Origin of the sequence: Bradyrhizobium niftali, from assembly GCF_004571025.1 — a bacterium.
GTDB classification, from domain to species: Bacteria; Pseudomonadota; Alphaproteobacteria; order Rhizobiales; family Xanthobacteraceae; genus Bradyrhizobium; species Bradyrhizobium niftali.
On record NZ_SPQT01000039.1, the window covers coordinates 1 to 15,354 of the forward strand.

Genomic DNA, 15,354 nt, shown 5'->3' on the forward strand with positions numbered 1-15,354 from the left:
GCACCCGGTTCAGATAGCCATAAATGTAGAGCTTCAGGAGAACCGAGGGGTGATACGACGGCCGTCCCGTTGCGGCCGGCTCCGCTCCCTCAAAGCCCATCTCAGCCAAATCAAGCGCATCGACAAACACGTCGATCACTCGAACAGGGTTGCTCTCGTCAATGAAATCATCGAGGCATTCGGGCAATAATGTCCATTGCCCACGATCGGCCTGCTCAACGAAGCGCCTCATCAGCTTCCCCCGCAGAATCACCAGAGAATCATAGCAAAGCAGCAGCGTTTTCACACAGCCAGGGTCCGTGGCTGACCTCGGCCCAAAGCGCGGGGATGTCCGCTTCATGCAAGTGATCGACCAAGGTCATGCTGGGTACCGAGGGCGGCCTTTGACCCGAAGCGGAAGTTGCGTCTCCTCGTTGAGCCAAACGCCCCATGCGGCCGGAATGTTGCTGTCCCCGGCACCGTGAAGAAATTATAAATGGTTGTCGCGCTACAACACCGCATCTCCTGCGGGATGCGAAAGAACATGAAGAACATCTTCGCGAAACCGGAAAACGTACTGACATTGTGCGGCCTTGCCCTTGCCGACATGGCGTTGCTCCTGTCGGTGCCGCAGTATGTGCCGACGCTTCATCTCGCCAAGACGTCCTTCTGGAACGGCACGAAAATCAACCAGGTTCGCTTCGGGTCTTATCCCGATGTGGGTTTGGCAGAATTGGCGAGAGCCGAAGCCGCCAGGCACGCAGGGACGTGGGATGCCTGGGCCTTTGCCTGCATCGCTCTCCAACCAAATGACAAAGAAAAGCCTGTCCTTCTCGTGGATGCGGGAGAAGCGCCGGTCGCGAACAGCGTTCGTATCATCCAGGAGCTTCGCCTGCCCAATGATGGCTTCGGCTTGTACGGCAGACCACGGTTCAGCTTGAATGTCGACGGCCAAGCCTTGCCACTGGATGAAGTGGAGACCCCGCGTTGGCATGCCTTTCTCCACAAGGGGATCAGCAAGCTGAAGGCCGCCGCCGACAATTGGGAACGATGGAGCATCCCGTCATCCGATGAAACGGCGTTGCTTACCCGAGATGACGCCAAGGGCCGGATATGGTTCACCGCACACATTTCGACTGACGCCGCTCAGGTCCGCTTTCTCTCAAAGGCGCAGATCGTCTGATTTACCGATCGTGAGTATTTCGCCTTGTGGCCCGTTCGAGACATGCAGGTCCGATCTGACGATGTCGGCTTATCCGGCCAGACCGGAAGTCATCACATCGGGGTAAACCGACGCGATTGACCCGGAACGGACATTACCAACGGCGCAATTCACTTCAATGGCGCAGATAGCGCCAGCCGACGACGACACCGCTCACAGAGACGATGGCGCCAAGGATCGACAGCAGCCAAACCACGATGTCCCAGGCCGGGCGATACGTCAGCAGAAACCGGAAATCGAAACTGTGCAGCGCGTTGAACAGCCAGCGATAGGTGCGACGGCTGCCGTCCACGCGGCCGATGATGTCGCCCGTAACAGGGCTGATGTGAAACCACGTTCTCGCATCATCGTCGAACATCGCCCGCAAGACCGGCAATTCGCGGTCGTGATGATGCGCATACCAATAGGCATCGTACTCCCTGAGGATGCGTTGCCCCGCAAGACGTGCTCGCGGCAACAGTTTCGTTGCTGCGGTCCACACACGATCCTGCGGGAGTGTCATAACCTCGCCCGACATCACATCGAGCGGCCGCTGCGCGCCATCACGCGATGCGGCGATCATCATCGGATTGCCATCGAGCCAGACAAAGCGCGCTTCGACCACGGCGGATTGCGGCGCCGGCAACTTCGTTGCGATCGTCGGCGCATCGTGGCCGGCATAGCGTTGCAGCACCTCGCCCGTCGTGTTGCGGTTCGCAAAATATCCGCCGGGGTTTAGCGAAAGCCAGCCAGAGAACGTCCAGGTCAGCACGAAGACGCCCGCAATCAGGCCGGTGACATGGTGCCACGCCATCCAGCCACGATAGGGCGTGATCTTGCCGCTCGCATACCGCCGCCTCAGCCGTACGCGCAGGATGCCGATCCAGATGCCAGTGGCGCCGACGATGAGGCAGATTCCAGAGATCCAAAGCACGACCAGCCGCCACAATGGCCCATCCTTGCGCAACACGGTCGGATAGATCCAGTGTGGAATCGAGCCGAGCCAGTTCCAGACGCGCTCGGTGTGGTTGGTATCGAGCACAATCTCGCCGGAGCGCGAGGAGACATAGAGCTTGGTGCCGGCATCGTCGCCGAGCGCAATCAAGTAGAGCGGTCGCAGCGGATCATAACGGGCAGTTACGCTCCATTGGTCTCGGTCGATGATCGCTTCGAGCCGCGGTGATTTGCTCGCGGGATGATGTTGCACGACGTCGAGCGCCTGCTGTTCGGAAATGCCAGTGATGACGTGGCCATCGGCTGCAGAGATCGTCTGCCGTTTGCTGTCCCAGCCCGTCATCCGATACACCGGCTCGTCGGCCAGCATGGAAAGCCGGAGATCGCGCGGATAGCGGGTGGCGCCTGCCATCTTCATCGCGTCGTCCGGCGACAGCGTCACCTTCTCCCATTGAATGTCGGGAAGCGCTGCCAGTCTTTCCTTGTCTGAAAGGCTGGGAAAGGCGACGTACATCATCACCACGCCGGAAATGAACCACATGGCGAAAAACAGGCAGGTAGTGATGCCGATCCACCGGTGCCCGATATACAGCCACCGCCGGAGCGTTCGTTTCAGGGCGCGTGCCACGCTCAGAACTTCACGTTGACTGCGAGCTGAGCCGTGCGGGGCATGCCGAGCAGCCACTGTGTGGTGCCGCCCGAAGTCGTGTACACCTCGTCGAACAGATTGTAGACGCGGAACGACACGGTGGTGTTGAGATCGGGCTTCCACTGCACACCGGCATTGACGATGCTATAGGCCGGGCGCGTCATCGTGTTGGCATTGTCCGCGTAGGTCTTGCCGACGATCTGCACGCCCGCATTGGCCGACCAGTTCGGCGCAAAGGCCCAGGTCGCCCAGATGTTGGAGACGGTCTGCGGTACGTTGACCGGCACGTTGCCGGCATAGTTCACGGCCACGCCACCAACCGATTGCACGAAGTCGTCATACTTCGCGCGCAGGAAGGCGGTGTTTGCATCTATTCGCCAGCCATAGTCGAGTAGGAATCCGACTGATGCTTCGATCCCACGCGATGATTGCTGGCCGACCTGGACGGTGAGCGAAGGAATGTTGGGATCGCGTGCCAGCAGGTTGTTCTTTACGATCTCGTAGCCGGCCAGTGTCCATTCACCCCGGCCGCCCCAGAACGATTGCTTGACGCCGATCTCGATCTGTTTGCCTGTGGCCAGATCGAAGTTCTTGTTTGCGGAGGACAGCGAGATGAGCCCTCCGACAGGGTCGACGGCCGTTGCATACTGGCCATAGAATGCGAGGTCCTTCATCGGTGTATAGACCGCACCGGCGCGCCAGGTTGTCGAGGAGAACGACTTCTCGAAGCTGTTGGCGGGCGTGACATGGTCGGTGCGCGTGATGGTCGGGTCATCCTGGCGGATACCGGCAATCAAGGATAGTTGCTCGGTCACCGACAGCCGGTTTTCGGCAAACAGCGCATACTGGTTGGTTACGCTGCCGTAACTGGGAATCGTGGCGTTCGGGCTGCTGAACAAGCCTGGAACGAAGTTGAACGGGTTGACGGACGATGAGCCGCCGTAAGGCGAATTGTTGGTGTGGGTGAAATTGATGCTGTTGACGTCGAAGCCCGCCACGAACTCATTGGCCATGCCAAGGACGTGCCCGCGGAATTTCGCATCCAAGCGATTGCCGACTTGCTGCTGATCGTGAAAAATCTCGATGTAGCTGCTTCGATTGATCAGGCCGGTGGCGGGATTGTAGGCGTAGCTCTCGACGTCCTTCCAGTGCCTCTTGGAGTTCAGGTAGTAGAGCGTGTTCTGGATCGAGATGCCATCGGCAACCTGCCATTCGGTCTTCACCTGGTTCCAGCTATCCTGGTATCGGATGTGACTGTCGCTGACATTGTAGTTCTTGAACCGGAGAGATTCATTAAGCATGCCGTTGATCAACGGCGTTCCGAAGTACCGCGATGGGTTGCGGTCACCGTAGTCCGTGGACAGCGTCCAGGTGACGTCTTCGTTCTGCCTGATCTGGACCACGGCATGAAGCGCGACATTCGAGGTGTCGTCACGATCAACCCATCCGTCCGATATGTTGCCGGTGGCGGTGATCCGATAGGCCACGTCCTTGCTAACCGGGCCGCCGCTATCCACGGCAATTCGCCTCGTCATGTTGCTGTCCAGCGAGACTTCTGCCTGGTTGCGAGCGACCCACGACGGCAGTTTCGAAACGATGTTGATGGCGCCGCCGACCGCACCGGCGCCATACATCACCGACGCAGGGCCGCGCAGCACTTCGATGCGCTCAGTCGACCACGTGTCGAACGGAAAGGTCACCGTCCCGGCACCGATGTAGAGCTGGGTGCCGTCGTACAGCGTCATGACGGAGCCAAGGCCCGTGAAGCCGCGGGTATTGAACGAGACGCCGCCATTGCCGGGGGCCGGGCTCGCTGTGAAACCGGTCGCGTTTTGCGTCACCGCGTCCAGGATGTTCTGCTGGCCGCGCTCGGCGATGGTCTCGGCTGATATCACCTCCACGCTGGCCGGCGTCTGCAGTCGCGTGAGGCCGAGGCGGCTGCCGGCCGTGCTCGCACCGGTGAGGTTGAGCGTCGGTGCGGCGAACGCCGGACCCGTCGGGTTCACAGTCGGAGCACGCGAGTCGCCAGTTACACTTCGTTGCTGGCGTGAGCGCGCGGAGCGCATTGCATCGCTGCGTCGGGTGCTGCGGGCATTCGGCTGCCTCACTAGCGGCTGCACCACCACAGGGTCGAGCGTCTGGCCCGGCCTTTCGGACTGCGCCCAGCCGTCGGTCGACAGCACAAGGCAGGAGAATGCAACTGAACGGAGCAACGCGCAGCGCTGCCGTGGCGCGGAAATTTTACGGGAGGTCATCAATAGTCTCGCGATAACGTGGCACGTCACCACGAACGCAGTTTGGCCGCTGCCTCAAGAGGAAGACAGCTCAACACTCATCAGGACACCCCGCCCAATGTGCTCGCGTGTGACCACGACTGACGGCAGGTCTCCTGGCTCGCGGGTCGCTGCCTGTCGCCGCCTTCCCAAGCCCGCAGGCCCAGTGGCTTTTGACGAAGGCTCGCCGCTTACAGTTGCGGGGGCAGCCACGGCGTTGGGGGACCCCCGCACCGTATTCCCTATTGATCTCCCGAAAGAGAACCGTCGTAGGCACCCTAATTTTATTTGCAAAGGACTGTCAACTGACCATCGGGCTGCGGCGGAAAGCAGCGCGCTGTCCCGATCGCCCGACCGAGCGCGGATTGCCAAAGTCCTTGCGAGCTGGCGACCACCCGGGGCGGCCTTTCGTCTGTCTCGGGCCAAGTCAGGTTGTGGCCCAAACACGCAGTGCAGACGAAACGCCAATTTGTCGGCTCATAGGGGTAGACCGGAAGCAGACGGCGTGCCGCCTGAACGGCGCATTTTGACCCGCAACGGACATTAATGGCTTGACCCAATGCAGATCCATTGGGTTGATAGGATTTGCTTTCAGGTACGATGGGTGGGCGTAAGCGCGAGGCGCACGGATGGAGTTGCCCGCTACACTGAACCTCATTGACTTGACGGTGGGCGCACATCTCGAGCTCACAAAACCCGGGCGACTGCGCCTCGACCGGCTGAGAAAGCCTGGCAGGGGCGTGACGGCACTGGTTTATGCAGCGACGCTCCTTGTGGCGTTTGCTACAGCTTGCGCATATGCCGCTGACATAGGTTATCTGGCTCCCCCCGGAGTTGCTGCAAACGAGTTTCCCTCACCACAGCGCCCTGTTGCACGGATTGTCAGCTCACGCCGCTCCGCCGAAGAGCGCCGCGACGCTCTCGATGAGGCCGGCCAGATCGCACGCGTTCTTGAACTGAAACCTGGCATGACAGTCGGCGACATTGGTGCAGGCAGTGGCTACCACACGGTCAGACTCTCGTACCTCGTCGGACCCGCCGGCTCTGTCGTTGCCCAGGACGTCACGCGGGATTACCTCATAGAGCTCGCCAGGCGAACAGAACTTCTGAAGTTGCCGAACGTGCAATTCGCGCTCGGAGAACCACACGACCCGCGTCTGCCCGCTTCCTCGCTGGACGCCGCAATCCTTGTGCACATGTATCACGAGATAGCTCAACCCTATGCCTTCCTCTACAATCTCGCGCCCGCCTTGAAGCAGGGTGCACGGGTCGGAATTGTCGACCTCGAGCTTCCGACGTCGAAGCATGGCACGCCAATCGAGCTCCTGCGCTGCGAATTGACCGCCGTCGGCTATCGCGAGGTCGCCACACATAAGCTCGCAGGGGATGGAGGGTACCTGGCCGTATTCTCTCCGCCGGAGGTAGCGGGTCGAAAATCTCCCCGCGACATCGTTGCTTGCAGGGATCCTGCCGGCACGCGCTGACACCACGCCCGCCGCCCGTCTCGGAAGCGATACGCGAACATGTCCGAGCGCCCGACCGGCGCGATCGACCCAAAACGCCCGTTGACCCAAGACCCGCCCATCCTGTCTACTCAACTGAGTGGTGGCAACATGTAAGACAATGCTGACGCAAATTTACGAAGTCGCGACACCTGCGGAAGCCGAGGCGATATCTGCAATCGGCGTGGATCATGTCGGCGTGCTCGTCGGCGATGGAGCCTTCCCCCGGGAGCTTCCGATTCAGAAGGCGTTGGCGGTCATGAAGATGATGCGGGCGCCGTCCGTTCTTTCCGCGTTGTTCCTTTCGGCGGATGTCGCTCTTATCGAACGGATGGCGAGAGAGCTTGATCCGCCCATTGTTCATCTTGGCGCATCAAGCGAGTTGCTTACGCCTGATCTTGTCGTGGCGCTGCGAAAGTCCCTGCCGAAGACCAAATTCATGCGCAGCGTACCTGTCACGGGACCCGAGGCAGTAGGTGTGGCGCAAGCATATGATGGGGTTGTCGATTGGATCCTGCTCGACAGTCATCGCACGGGTGACGTGCAAATCGGCGCGCAGGGCGTGACGCACGACTGGAGCATCAGTCGGACGATAGTGGAGAGTGTTCGCACCCCGGTCATACTTGCTGGTGGCCTCGGACCGGACAATGTCAAAGAAGCTATTCGGTCGGTGCGACCTGCCGGCGTTGATTCGAAAACAAGAACGGATCGAGAGGGCACTCACTCAAAGGACCTCGGCAAGGTAGAGGCCTTCTATCGCGCTGCGACGAGCGGTTAGATCGCACTTCTCTTCCTGGCCCATCGCGTCGGCGAGCGCAACGCAGTGGCTTGTCCGGGGTCCGGCGCGAACCGGAGGTCGCCGGCTAAGGGTAAACCGACGCGGCGGCCCCCAAGCCGGCTATTCTCGAACTGTTCAGTTTCCGTCAGGTGCTCCGCGCGGAAAGCCGACGACGCCCGTCAGGGACCTCCATCTCCCGCCCCCGCACGGCCTCACGACGTCTTCTGCTTCGCCTCCACGTATCGTGCGAAGCTGTCGAGGATCGCCTGCCAGCCGCCTTGCTGCTGCTCGACCGAGTGTGTCGGCTCGCTGTCGAAGACGACGCGGACGACAATGCCATTCGGGCCGGGCGCGAACTCGACCTCGGCCTTTCGATCGCCAAATGCGTATTCGATCCGCTTGTGCTCAACGAGCTTCGTGTAGGTGCCGGCGAAGTCAAAGCCCATGCTGCCGTCCTTGGCCTCCATGCGAGACGAGAAGAGGCCGCCTTCGCGCAGGTCGACCGTAGCCTTGGTCGTATGCCAGTCGTCGGACGCGGCGTTCCACTTCACGATGTCGGCAGGCGTCGTATAAGCGCGCCAGACCCGATCGATGGGGGCTGCTACGGTGGTTTCGACGCTGATCCTCATGAACATTGCTCCTGTTTCTATTTTCACGGCTCAAGGTGACGGCATCACCGACGTGTGCGGGGTCCATCCACGGCACTTCCGAGATGTGTCCGCCCAAGGACGATCGAGACCGGTCCATGCCGACATGGTCGAGCCGTCAATGTCTCAAAAATGCGATAGCGGGCAACCAGGTGCGCCGTGATGAGGTTCAAAGCCCTGTCAGATCGTCATTTTCCGAGCTGTTGAAGCACGGCGGTCCACAACGCAAGTGGTTCCCTGAGGCCTCCCGGCTCGGACGGCTTTTTGCGAACGGCAGTGTGCACCATGACGAGTTTCGAGGCGGGATCGACCAGGATGACCTGACCGCGTATGCCGAGCAGGGCAAATCTGCGCTGTTCGCCAGGGAGGAGCCACACCTGATAGCCGTAACCGAAATAGGGTGTGGCCACTTGCGGCGCGAGATGACCATCGCCTGGTCTGACGGTCGTGGCATCCAACAGCCACTGCCGCGGGATCAACTGACGACCCTCCCAGGCGCCGTCGTGTGCGAGCAGCCGGGCCAGGCGCGCATAGTCGCGCAAGGTTGCGTTGAAGCAGCAAAAGGCAATCTCTTGCCCGCTACCGTCTATCGCCCATGAGGCATCCGCTTCGGTGCCGATGGCGTCCCAGATCCGGTCGTGGAGATAGTCGGCAACCGGGGTGGCCGTGGCGGCGCGCAGGACCAGGCCCAGTATCTCGGTTTCCACGCTTGCATAGTGCCATTTGGTCCCCGGCGGGGCGGTTCGGGTATTGAATTGCGCGACGACGGCGGCGGGATCTTTTGTCTCTCCAACGAACAGGGCTCGCCCAAGCCGGGCTATGTCATCGTTCCCATCATAGTTTTCCGAAAATTCGACGCCCGAAGACATGTTCAACAAGGCCCGGATGGATGTGTTTCCATATTCCGTTCCTGCAAGGCCAGAGACGTAGGTTGAGACGAGGTCGTCGATCGACTTGATCCGTCCTTCCGAGACCGCGATCCCGACCAGCATGCCGACCAGCGTCTTGGCCATGGATTGCGAAAGAAAGCGATCGTGGTCGGTCCGCGAATATTGATAGTGCTCGTACAGGATGGTGTCGTCCCTGGCGATCAGGAGTCCTGTCACCGGGTTGCGCTTGAGGTAATCCGCGATGCTCAGCCGTTCCGTGCCGAAACTGTAGGCGATCGATGGTTCTGGCGCGCGTTTGAATTGCCAGGGCGTCGTCGCGCGAGCGATCGCGCGCGAGGGGTAGATCTCGCCGAAATGGCTGTAGACCCCGACGAGCTTGTCAAGCTGGGTGGTGGTCCCCCGCGTGCCGACTGGATAGCCTTCGGCCGCGCCGTAGATCTCGGCATCGGGGCCGCTATCCGAAAAGACCGGTCCCGGCTCGCCGGGAGCGCTTCGGACGTCCTCTGCGCATGCCAAGGGCGCCCAGAGCGCGGAGACGAGAATGGCGGGCAACAAAAACCCGCGGCAACCGCGCGGCCTGCAGAGCGCTCCCCAATTCATTGGACTTGCCTCCTCACACGTTCTTGTGTGTGCGTTTACGAGAGCAACCTCGCAGGCCGGTGACGAGAGGCATGCTATCATTACGCGTAGACGGTGTCAGCATGTGGCCCATGAACGCATACCAGATCGCTCATTCTCAGGAGTGGTTTTCCAGATAGCGCGCGGTCGCTCGCGATCATGGACGCAATTCGGTTTAAGGCGTCAATCCGGCCTCGCCGCCTACGGCACGTGCCTGCCGGTCCCCGGCGACGATGATCGAAACGGAAATGAAACCACTAAACAAAAGCAGCCAATCCTGCCGTACGTCCAGGAGGATCGCAGCGCTGCCGCCGATGACTGACCAGATGAAGGGAATCACCAGAAGCCAGTAGGAGAAGCGGCCGGTCGTCATAAGTAGCAGACCGAACGTGAAAATCGTGACAGGGCAAGGAGCTACGCCGAACATCGGTAACGCCGGCCAGAAATGCCCCGTCGCAACCCCAATCAGCGGATAGATGAGAGATGCGTAGAGAATAAACCCCGCGCCGATCACCGCTCGAAACCCGTAAATGATCGCGAAGCGAAGACCATCGCGTACGACACCCGTGTAGAGGAGTGCCACGCCCTCTACCACGAACAAGGCGCCAAAGGCGAACGCGGCCTTGTTTACCGACGAGAAGAATACGCCGTGATAGAGAACGCCGGTGCCTAGCCACATCAATCCGAGGACGGTTGAGATAACGCGGTCTGAGGCACGGCCTTTCCGAAAAAGGGCGGCCACGGCGATCGCTCCAAGCACGTAAGCCAAAATTTGCGCGGGCCAGATCGCCTTATTGTAGGCCGCAAAGACGTCGAGGAACTGCTCAAGCGTAAAGGGAAGCATGGTGCGCTCCTCCCCGATAGTGCTTGAGTTTAGAGGACGGCGCTGCTTCGGTGCTTGATGAGGATCAACGTCGTGCCTCGAAGTCCGGTCACGGGCCCTTCGCAGCGGTCCGGCGGCCGCTGGCTCATTGTCGGCTTCTGATCAGGTCGCTCACCGAGCGTCGCAGGCGAGCAATCCGAACGCCGCTGTCGACCGCACTCGCGCGTCCCGGATGGCGGCCGCCACCGGGCGGGTGCCGGCGGGCTTGCCACCGCCCTGCCATTGAACCAGGACCAAACCCAACCGCCCCAAACCGGGGAGTGCCAATGCGATGACGGCCCCCGCCAGTTGACGAGCCATGCGGCCCGGTCGTCGAATCCATATGCGATGAACGGGTGCCTACATGCGGTTCTTTCTATGCGAGATCGTCGCGCGCGTCGTCGCTATCTATCTGTGCATCGATTGCGGCCGCATGCTGCGGGATGGCTATGCCGAGCGGAAAATCAGGGCTTTCAGTCCTGATCTCGTGGTCTGCCTGCTGGACTGGTCGAGGCAGGTTTTCCAGAGGGACACCGCGCCGGTCCAGTACTGGATGGAAATGGGCCATCAGGCCATCTGCCTCTTGGCGTGCCTCGTCGTGGCAATATTCGGGTGGTGGCTGCCGAACGGCTGAGCGTCGGGCGCTGGCCGTCCGGACCGACCCGCGAGGGGTGTGAGCACCGTCCGCAAGGCGAATTTTGAAATCTAGAGCGGGGCCAGGCCCGGCGGCGGCCTGCGCATGTTGGACGCCTGCTCGTACGCATAAGCCAGGCGCAGCAGCTTGTGCTCGCTCCAGGCGCGGCCCGCGAAGGCGACGCCGAGCGGATAGTCGGGCGTGTCCTTGCCGTCGGCGCCCGAGACGAAGCCTCCGGGCACCATCACGCTGGGATAGCCAGCCTTAGCCGCAATCGCTGCGCCGGTCGCGCCTGGGAACAGGACGGCGTCCAGCTTGTGCCGGTTCATGTAGGCATCCATGCCGCGCGTCCTGGCGGCGAGCAGATCCATGGCGCGCGCCGATTTGTACTCGCGCTCACTCAAATCGCCCCGGGTAGCGTTAGCGGCGAGGAACAGATCCTGGCCGAAGCGCAGCGCTTTGTCGGCATGAGCCTCGTTGAAGGCAATGATGTCGGCCATGGTCTTGATATCGGTATTGGTCGCCCAATCCCTCAGATAAAGATTGAGCCCGTATTTGAGCTCGTAGAGGAACACGATCGGCGACCCCGTCGGATTGCCCTTGTCGCGGCTGAGCGGATTGCGGTTGAGCACGGCCATGCCGGTGCCCGGCCCGGCAATCCAGCCGCGTGTCGGCATGCAGGCCCGCACGATGACGGCGCCCAGATCCTCCAGCACCTTGATCACTTCGGCCATCAGCCTGGCGCCGTCGGGTGGCAACTTGCCGTAATAAGGATCGTTCAGCGGATCGCCGGGGTCGCTCGGTACACCGATGCGCGCACCCTTCATCGCATCGCGTGTGAGGTCGGCCGTGTAATCGGCCGGCCTCCGCTGCCGCTCTGTCACGGGGTCGAGCGGATCCTTGGCGGCCAGCACGTTCAGCAGCATCGCCGCGTCGCGCACGGTGCGCGTCATCGGCCCCGCGGTGTCCTGGCTGTGCGCGATCGGCACGATGCCGGCACGGCTGATCAAACCGACGGTCGGCTTGACCGTGACGATGCCATTCCGGCTGGCAGGGTGCAGCAACGAGCCGGAGGTCTCGGTGCCGACAGAGGCCGTGCACAGACCTGCGGCCACAGCGACCGCCGAACCCGAGCTCGAGCCGCCGGGGTCTACGACCGGGATGCCGCGATCGTCCAGCAGCGTCGGCACGTAGGGATTCTTCACCTGACCACCGAGCGACGAATAGCCCGAGGGCATGTCGATCGCGAGGATGTTGGCAAACTCCGTCAGGTTCGCCTTGCCGAGGATCACCGCGCCGGCGTTTCGCAGCAGGTTGACGATGGTGGCATCGCCCTTGGCGCGCGCGCCCTCCAGCGCCAGCGAGCCCGCCGTGGTCGGCTGCCTGTCGCCGGTGGCGATGTTGTCCTTCAGCAGAATGGGAACGCCGGCCAGCGGCCGCCTGGCCGACGGCCTCGTGCCGTCGCGCTTGCCTGCGATGGCGAGCGCGTCGGGATTGAGGGCACGGACGGAATTGAGCATGGGTGCGTTGCGATCGTAAGCCTCGATGCGCGCGAGATAGGCATCGGTCAGCGCCGTAGCGGTGACCTGCCCGTTCGCCAGCGCATCGACGATGTCGCTCATGGAAGCGTCCGCGACCTTCAGACCGGTCGGCGCGGCGCGGGTGACAGCCGCGACGAGGCGAGCATCGCGACGGCGTGGCTTCGTCATGAGGTCCCCCTTGGACGGCGTCTCGTGAATATGCTACCAACGGTAGCACTAAGTGCGCTTGCGCGACAAGCCGATTGCCCAGGCTGTGGCGCAGACGTCGGCGCCAAGGCTGCGGTGGAGCGATCCATGGACTGCACGATCCGGCTTGCGCGCGACCATGACGCCGATGACATCAGCGGCGTCATCCTGCGGGCGCTGCGCGAGACCAATGCGAAGGACTATACGGACGAGATCATCGAACGGGTCGAGCGCAGCTTCAGTCCGGACGCGGTGCGGGAGCTGATCGGCAAACGCACCGTTTTCGTCGCCATCCTCGGCGGCCGCGTCGTCGGAACGGCGAGCCTCGATGGAAGCGTCGTTCGTATGGTCTTCGTGGCTCCCGGCGTTCAGGCCCGCGGGATCGGCAAGCTGCTGATGGCCGAGATCGAGCGGACGGCGCGCGATCGGGACATCTCCGCTCTGACCGTCCCATCGTCGATCACCGCTGAAGCCTTCTACGCAAAGCTCGGGTTCAATGCCGTGCGCGACAGCTATCATGGTGACGAGCGCACGATCATCATGGAGCGATGGCTCGCTGAATAGTCAGTTGCCTGGATGAAGCGCGGGGATGTGATCTTGATCCTCCCCGCCAAATAGATCACCATCGTCTCCTGACCGCTCACAACAGAATGGGCGAGGAAACGCGCATGAACGCAACTCCCGGCGTTGGTCTGGTCGAACGTGCCCGCGCCCTGGCGCCACTGATCGCGGGCGATGCCGACGAGATCGAACGGACGCGGCGGCTGACGCCTGATGTCGTCGCCGCGCTGATCGAGAACGGGCTCTATCGCGCGCTGCTGCCGCAGAGCCTTGGCGGCGCCGAGGTTCCGATCGACGCCTTCATGCAGATGCTGGAGGAGATCGCGAAGGCGGATGCCTCCACAGCCTGGTGTCTCGGCCAGTGCGGTGTCTGCGCGATGATCGCGGCTTCGCTCGATCACGACACCGCGCATGAGATCTTCAACACGCAGCCGGGTATCCTCGCCTGGGGTGCGATCGCGCATGAGGCGCGCGCGGTCGAGGACGGCTATCGCGTCACCGCGCGCTGGGATTTTGCCTCGGGCTCGCGGCAGGCGAGCTGGCTGGGGGCGCATGTCCGCATCGTCGGTGCCGACGGTGTGCCGCGCAAAAATGCCGATGGATCGCCGGAGGTGCGGACCATCTTGTTTCCGGTCACCAGTGCCGTGCTGCACGACGTGTGGCAGGCGATCGGACTCGCCGGCACCGGCACGGATTCATACGAGGTGAGCGACCTCTTCATCCCCGAGCGCTTCACCGCGTTTCGTGACGTGCCGTCCGCGCTGCGCGAGCGGGGTCCACTCTACAGGATCGGCACCGGCTCGACCTTTAGCTTGGGCTTTGCCGCAGTGTCGCTCGGCGTGGCGCGCGCCACGCTGGATGCAGGAATCGCGCTGGCGCGGGCAAAGCACCAGTCGCTCGCGGCGAGCACCATGCGCGACAACCAGGCGGTCCAGGGCCTGATCGGCCGCACCGAGGGCGACCTTCGTGCCGCGCGCACCTATCTCTATGCGACCGCGAGTGCGATGTGGCGCGACCTGTCTGCGACCGGCGAATTCAGCGCGGCGCATCGCAGCGCGGTTCGCCTCGCTGCGACCTGGACCATCCATCAGTCGGCGCGCGTGGTCGACGCCGCCTACCACATGGCCGGCGCTACGGCCGTGTTCCGCAGCAATCCGTTCGAACGGCGGTTCCGCGACATGCACGCCATCGCGCAGCAGATCCAGGCGCGCGACACGCATTACGAGGATGTCGGGAAGGCGATTTTGTCCGGCGGCGTCGACGCCGGCCGCTGAATTTGCCTACGCCTTGCGTGCGCCGAGCAGGCGGCCTCGCCAGCCCATGCCAATCACCAGGGCGATCATCAGGAGGAACGCTGCGGCGACGGCGAAGTCGACGATGCGGTCGCCTCCCGAGCAAATGTCCTGATAGACGCAGGCGCGGGACAGGATGCCGCCCCGGAGCAGGCCGGCGAGCACTCCGAAATAAAGCAAGACGCTGAGCGCAACATAGACCACCGTCACCAGCGTACGCCGCGGCCGCGAGGGCATCGTCGGATCATCCTCACGCCGCTCCGTGATGAACTGGCCGGGCTTCGCCTTGGCGGGGTCGCGGATCTGGACGGTCGAATGCGTGAGCAGGTCGTGAACCGCCTGGTTGCGGCGCGTGGCAGCCATGACCACGAACGAATACCAGCCCAGCACGCTCTTCACGACGAAACGTGCGAGCGCCTTGGCAAAACTCAGATTGCCGCCACGATCGTCAACGACGCGCAAGTTCGTCCAGATATGTCCGAGCGTTCCGCCGGCGCACCAGACCATCACGGGCTCGTAGAGCACCAGGATGACGACGACGGCGACGCCGAGGATCCGGCCCAGTCCATCGCTCGCGACATTGCTCGCGACCGCCAGGGCGCCGAACAGCATGGCCATTGCCAGCATCCAGTCGAGCAGAACGGCCTTGAAACGCCGCGAGAAGCGGGCATAGCGCGGTCCAGGCAACGGCAGTGGAGGCGCTTCAGAGGTCATGGGGGAGCCCCATCCGATCATTGGATCTCATCATGAGACGCCGGCAGCGCGCGTGAGGTTCGATTCACCGCGG

At 62.4% G+C, this 15,354-nt stretch carries 14 protein-coding genes and 1 riboswitch; of the genes, 6 read left to right on the top strand and 8 right to left on the bottom strand.

Annotated features, from left to right (window positions below; all coding sequences use genetic code 11):
- Nucleotides 1-232 (bottom strand): transposase (locus E4K65_RS41220; RefSeq protein WP_135176109.1); only part of this gene is annotated, 232 nt, incomplete at its 3' end.
- A gap of 291 nt (nucleotides 233-523) precedes the next feature.
- On the opposite strand from E4K65_RS41220, the gene E4K65_RS41225 reads away from it, so the two are divergent.
- Nucleotides 524-1,162 (top strand): hypothetical protein, encoded by a 639-nt coding sequence (locus E4K65_RS41225; RefSeq protein ID WP_135178971.1) that lies wholly within the window; start codon nucleotides 524-526, stop codon nucleotides 1,160-1,162.
- A 154-nt stretch (nucleotides 1,163-1,316) separates the two neighbouring features.
- Here E4K65_RS41225 and E4K65_RS41230 read toward each other — a convergent pair whose 3' ends face one another.
- Together E4K65_RS41230 and E4K65_RS41235 are read right to left on the bottom strand one after the other, a co-directional pair.
- A complete protein-coding gene (locus E4K65_RS41230) occupies nucleotides 1,317-2,762 on the bottom strand; it encodes a PepSY domain-containing protein (RefSeq protein WP_135178972.1) in 1,446 nt (481 codons plus the stop codon).
- Between the two features lie 2 nt (nucleotides 2,763-2,764).
- The gene (locus tag E4K65_RS41235) at nucleotides 2,765-5,038 is read right to left on the bottom strand and encodes a TonB-dependent receptor (protein WP_135178973.1); all 2,274 of its coding nucleotides are present in this window, start codon (nucleotides 5,036-5,038) and stop codon (nucleotides 2,765-2,767) included.
- 107 nt (nucleotides 5,039-5,145) lie between these two features.
- Nucleotides 5,146-5,340, bottom strand: a riboswitch (cobalamin riboswitch).
- Nucleotides 5,341-5,796: 456 nt separating this feature from the next.
- Here E4K65_RS41235 and E4K65_RS41240 point away from each other — a divergent pair.
- A complete protein-coding gene (locus E4K65_RS41240; protein WP_135179021.1) occupies nucleotides 5,797-6,540 on the top strand; it encodes a methyltransferase domain-containing protein in 744 nt (247 codons plus the stop codon).
- Nucleotides 6,541-6,679: 139 nt separating this feature from the next.
- Entirely contained in the window at nucleotides 6,680-7,336 is a 657-nt protein-coding gene (locus E4K65_RS41245) for a phosphoribosylanthranilate isomerase (RefSeq protein WP_235885953.1), read from the top strand.
- 212 nt (nucleotides 7,337-7,548) lie between these two features.
- Here the strand turns inward: E4K65_RS41245 and E4K65_RS41250 are convergent, their stop codons facing one another.
- From E4K65_RS41250 to E4K65_RS41260, 3 genes are all read right to left on the bottom strand, one after another.
- On the bottom strand, nucleotides 7,549-7,965 hold the full coding sequence (locus E4K65_RS41250) for an SRPBCC family protein (protein ID WP_135178975.1): 417 nt from the start codon (nucleotides 7,963-7,965) through the stop codon (nucleotides 7,549-7,551).
- 206 nt (nucleotides 7,966-8,171) lie between these two features.
- A complete protein-coding gene (locus tag E4K65_RS41255; protein WP_167771569.1) occupies nucleotides 8,172-9,473 on the bottom strand; it encodes a serine hydrolase domain-containing protein in 1,302 nt (433 codons plus the stop codon).
- Between the two features lie 193 nt (nucleotides 9,474-9,666).
- Nucleotides 9,667-10,335, bottom strand: coding sequence for a DUF6064 family protein (locus E4K65_RS41260; RefSeq protein ID WP_135178976.1), 669 nt, complete (start codon nucleotides 10,333-10,335; stop codon nucleotides 9,667-9,669).
- Between the two features lie 382 nt (nucleotides 10,336-10,717).
- Between E4K65_RS41260 and E4K65_RS41265 the strand changes: the two genes are divergently transcribed.
- Nucleotides 10,718-10,987, top strand: coding sequence for a hypothetical protein (locus E4K65_RS41265; protein ID WP_025575898.1), 270 nt, complete (start codon nucleotides 10,718-10,720; stop codon nucleotides 10,985-10,987).
- Between the two features lie 71 nt (nucleotides 10,988-11,058).
- Here the strand turns inward: E4K65_RS41265 and E4K65_RS41270 are convergent, their stop codons facing one another.
- Nucleotides 11,059-12,696, bottom strand: a complete 1,638-nt coding sequence (locus E4K65_RS41270; protein WP_135178977.1) for an amidase family protein — start codon at nucleotides 12,694-12,696, stop codon at nucleotides 11,059-11,061.
- 126 nt (nucleotides 12,697-12,822) lie between these two features.
- Between E4K65_RS41270 and E4K65_RS41275 the strand changes: the two genes are divergently transcribed.
- Together E4K65_RS41275 and E4K65_RS41280 are read left to right on the top strand one after the other, a co-directional pair.
- The gene (locus E4K65_RS41275; RefSeq protein ID WP_135178978.1) at nucleotides 12,823-13,278 is read left to right on the top strand and encodes a GNAT family N-acetyltransferase; all 456 of its coding nucleotides are present in this window, start codon (nucleotides 12,823-12,825) and stop codon (nucleotides 13,276-13,278) included.
- 104 nt (nucleotides 13,279-13,382) lie between these two features.
- Complete coding sequence (locus E4K65_RS41280; RefSeq protein ID WP_167771570.1) at nucleotides 13,383-14,549, top strand: acyl-CoA dehydrogenase family protein; 1,167 nt, start codon at nucleotides 13,383-13,385, stop codon at nucleotides 14,547-14,549.
- A gap of 6 nt (nucleotides 14,550-14,555) precedes the next feature.
- Here E4K65_RS41280 and E4K65_RS41285 read toward each other — a convergent pair whose 3' ends face one another.
- The gene (locus E4K65_RS41285) at nucleotides 14,556-15,281 is read right to left on the bottom strand and encodes an RDD family protein (RefSeq protein WP_167771571.1); all 726 of its coding nucleotides are present in this window, start codon (nucleotides 15,279-15,281) and stop codon (nucleotides 14,556-14,558) included.
- Nucleotides 15,282-15,354 lie beyond the last annotated feature (73 nt).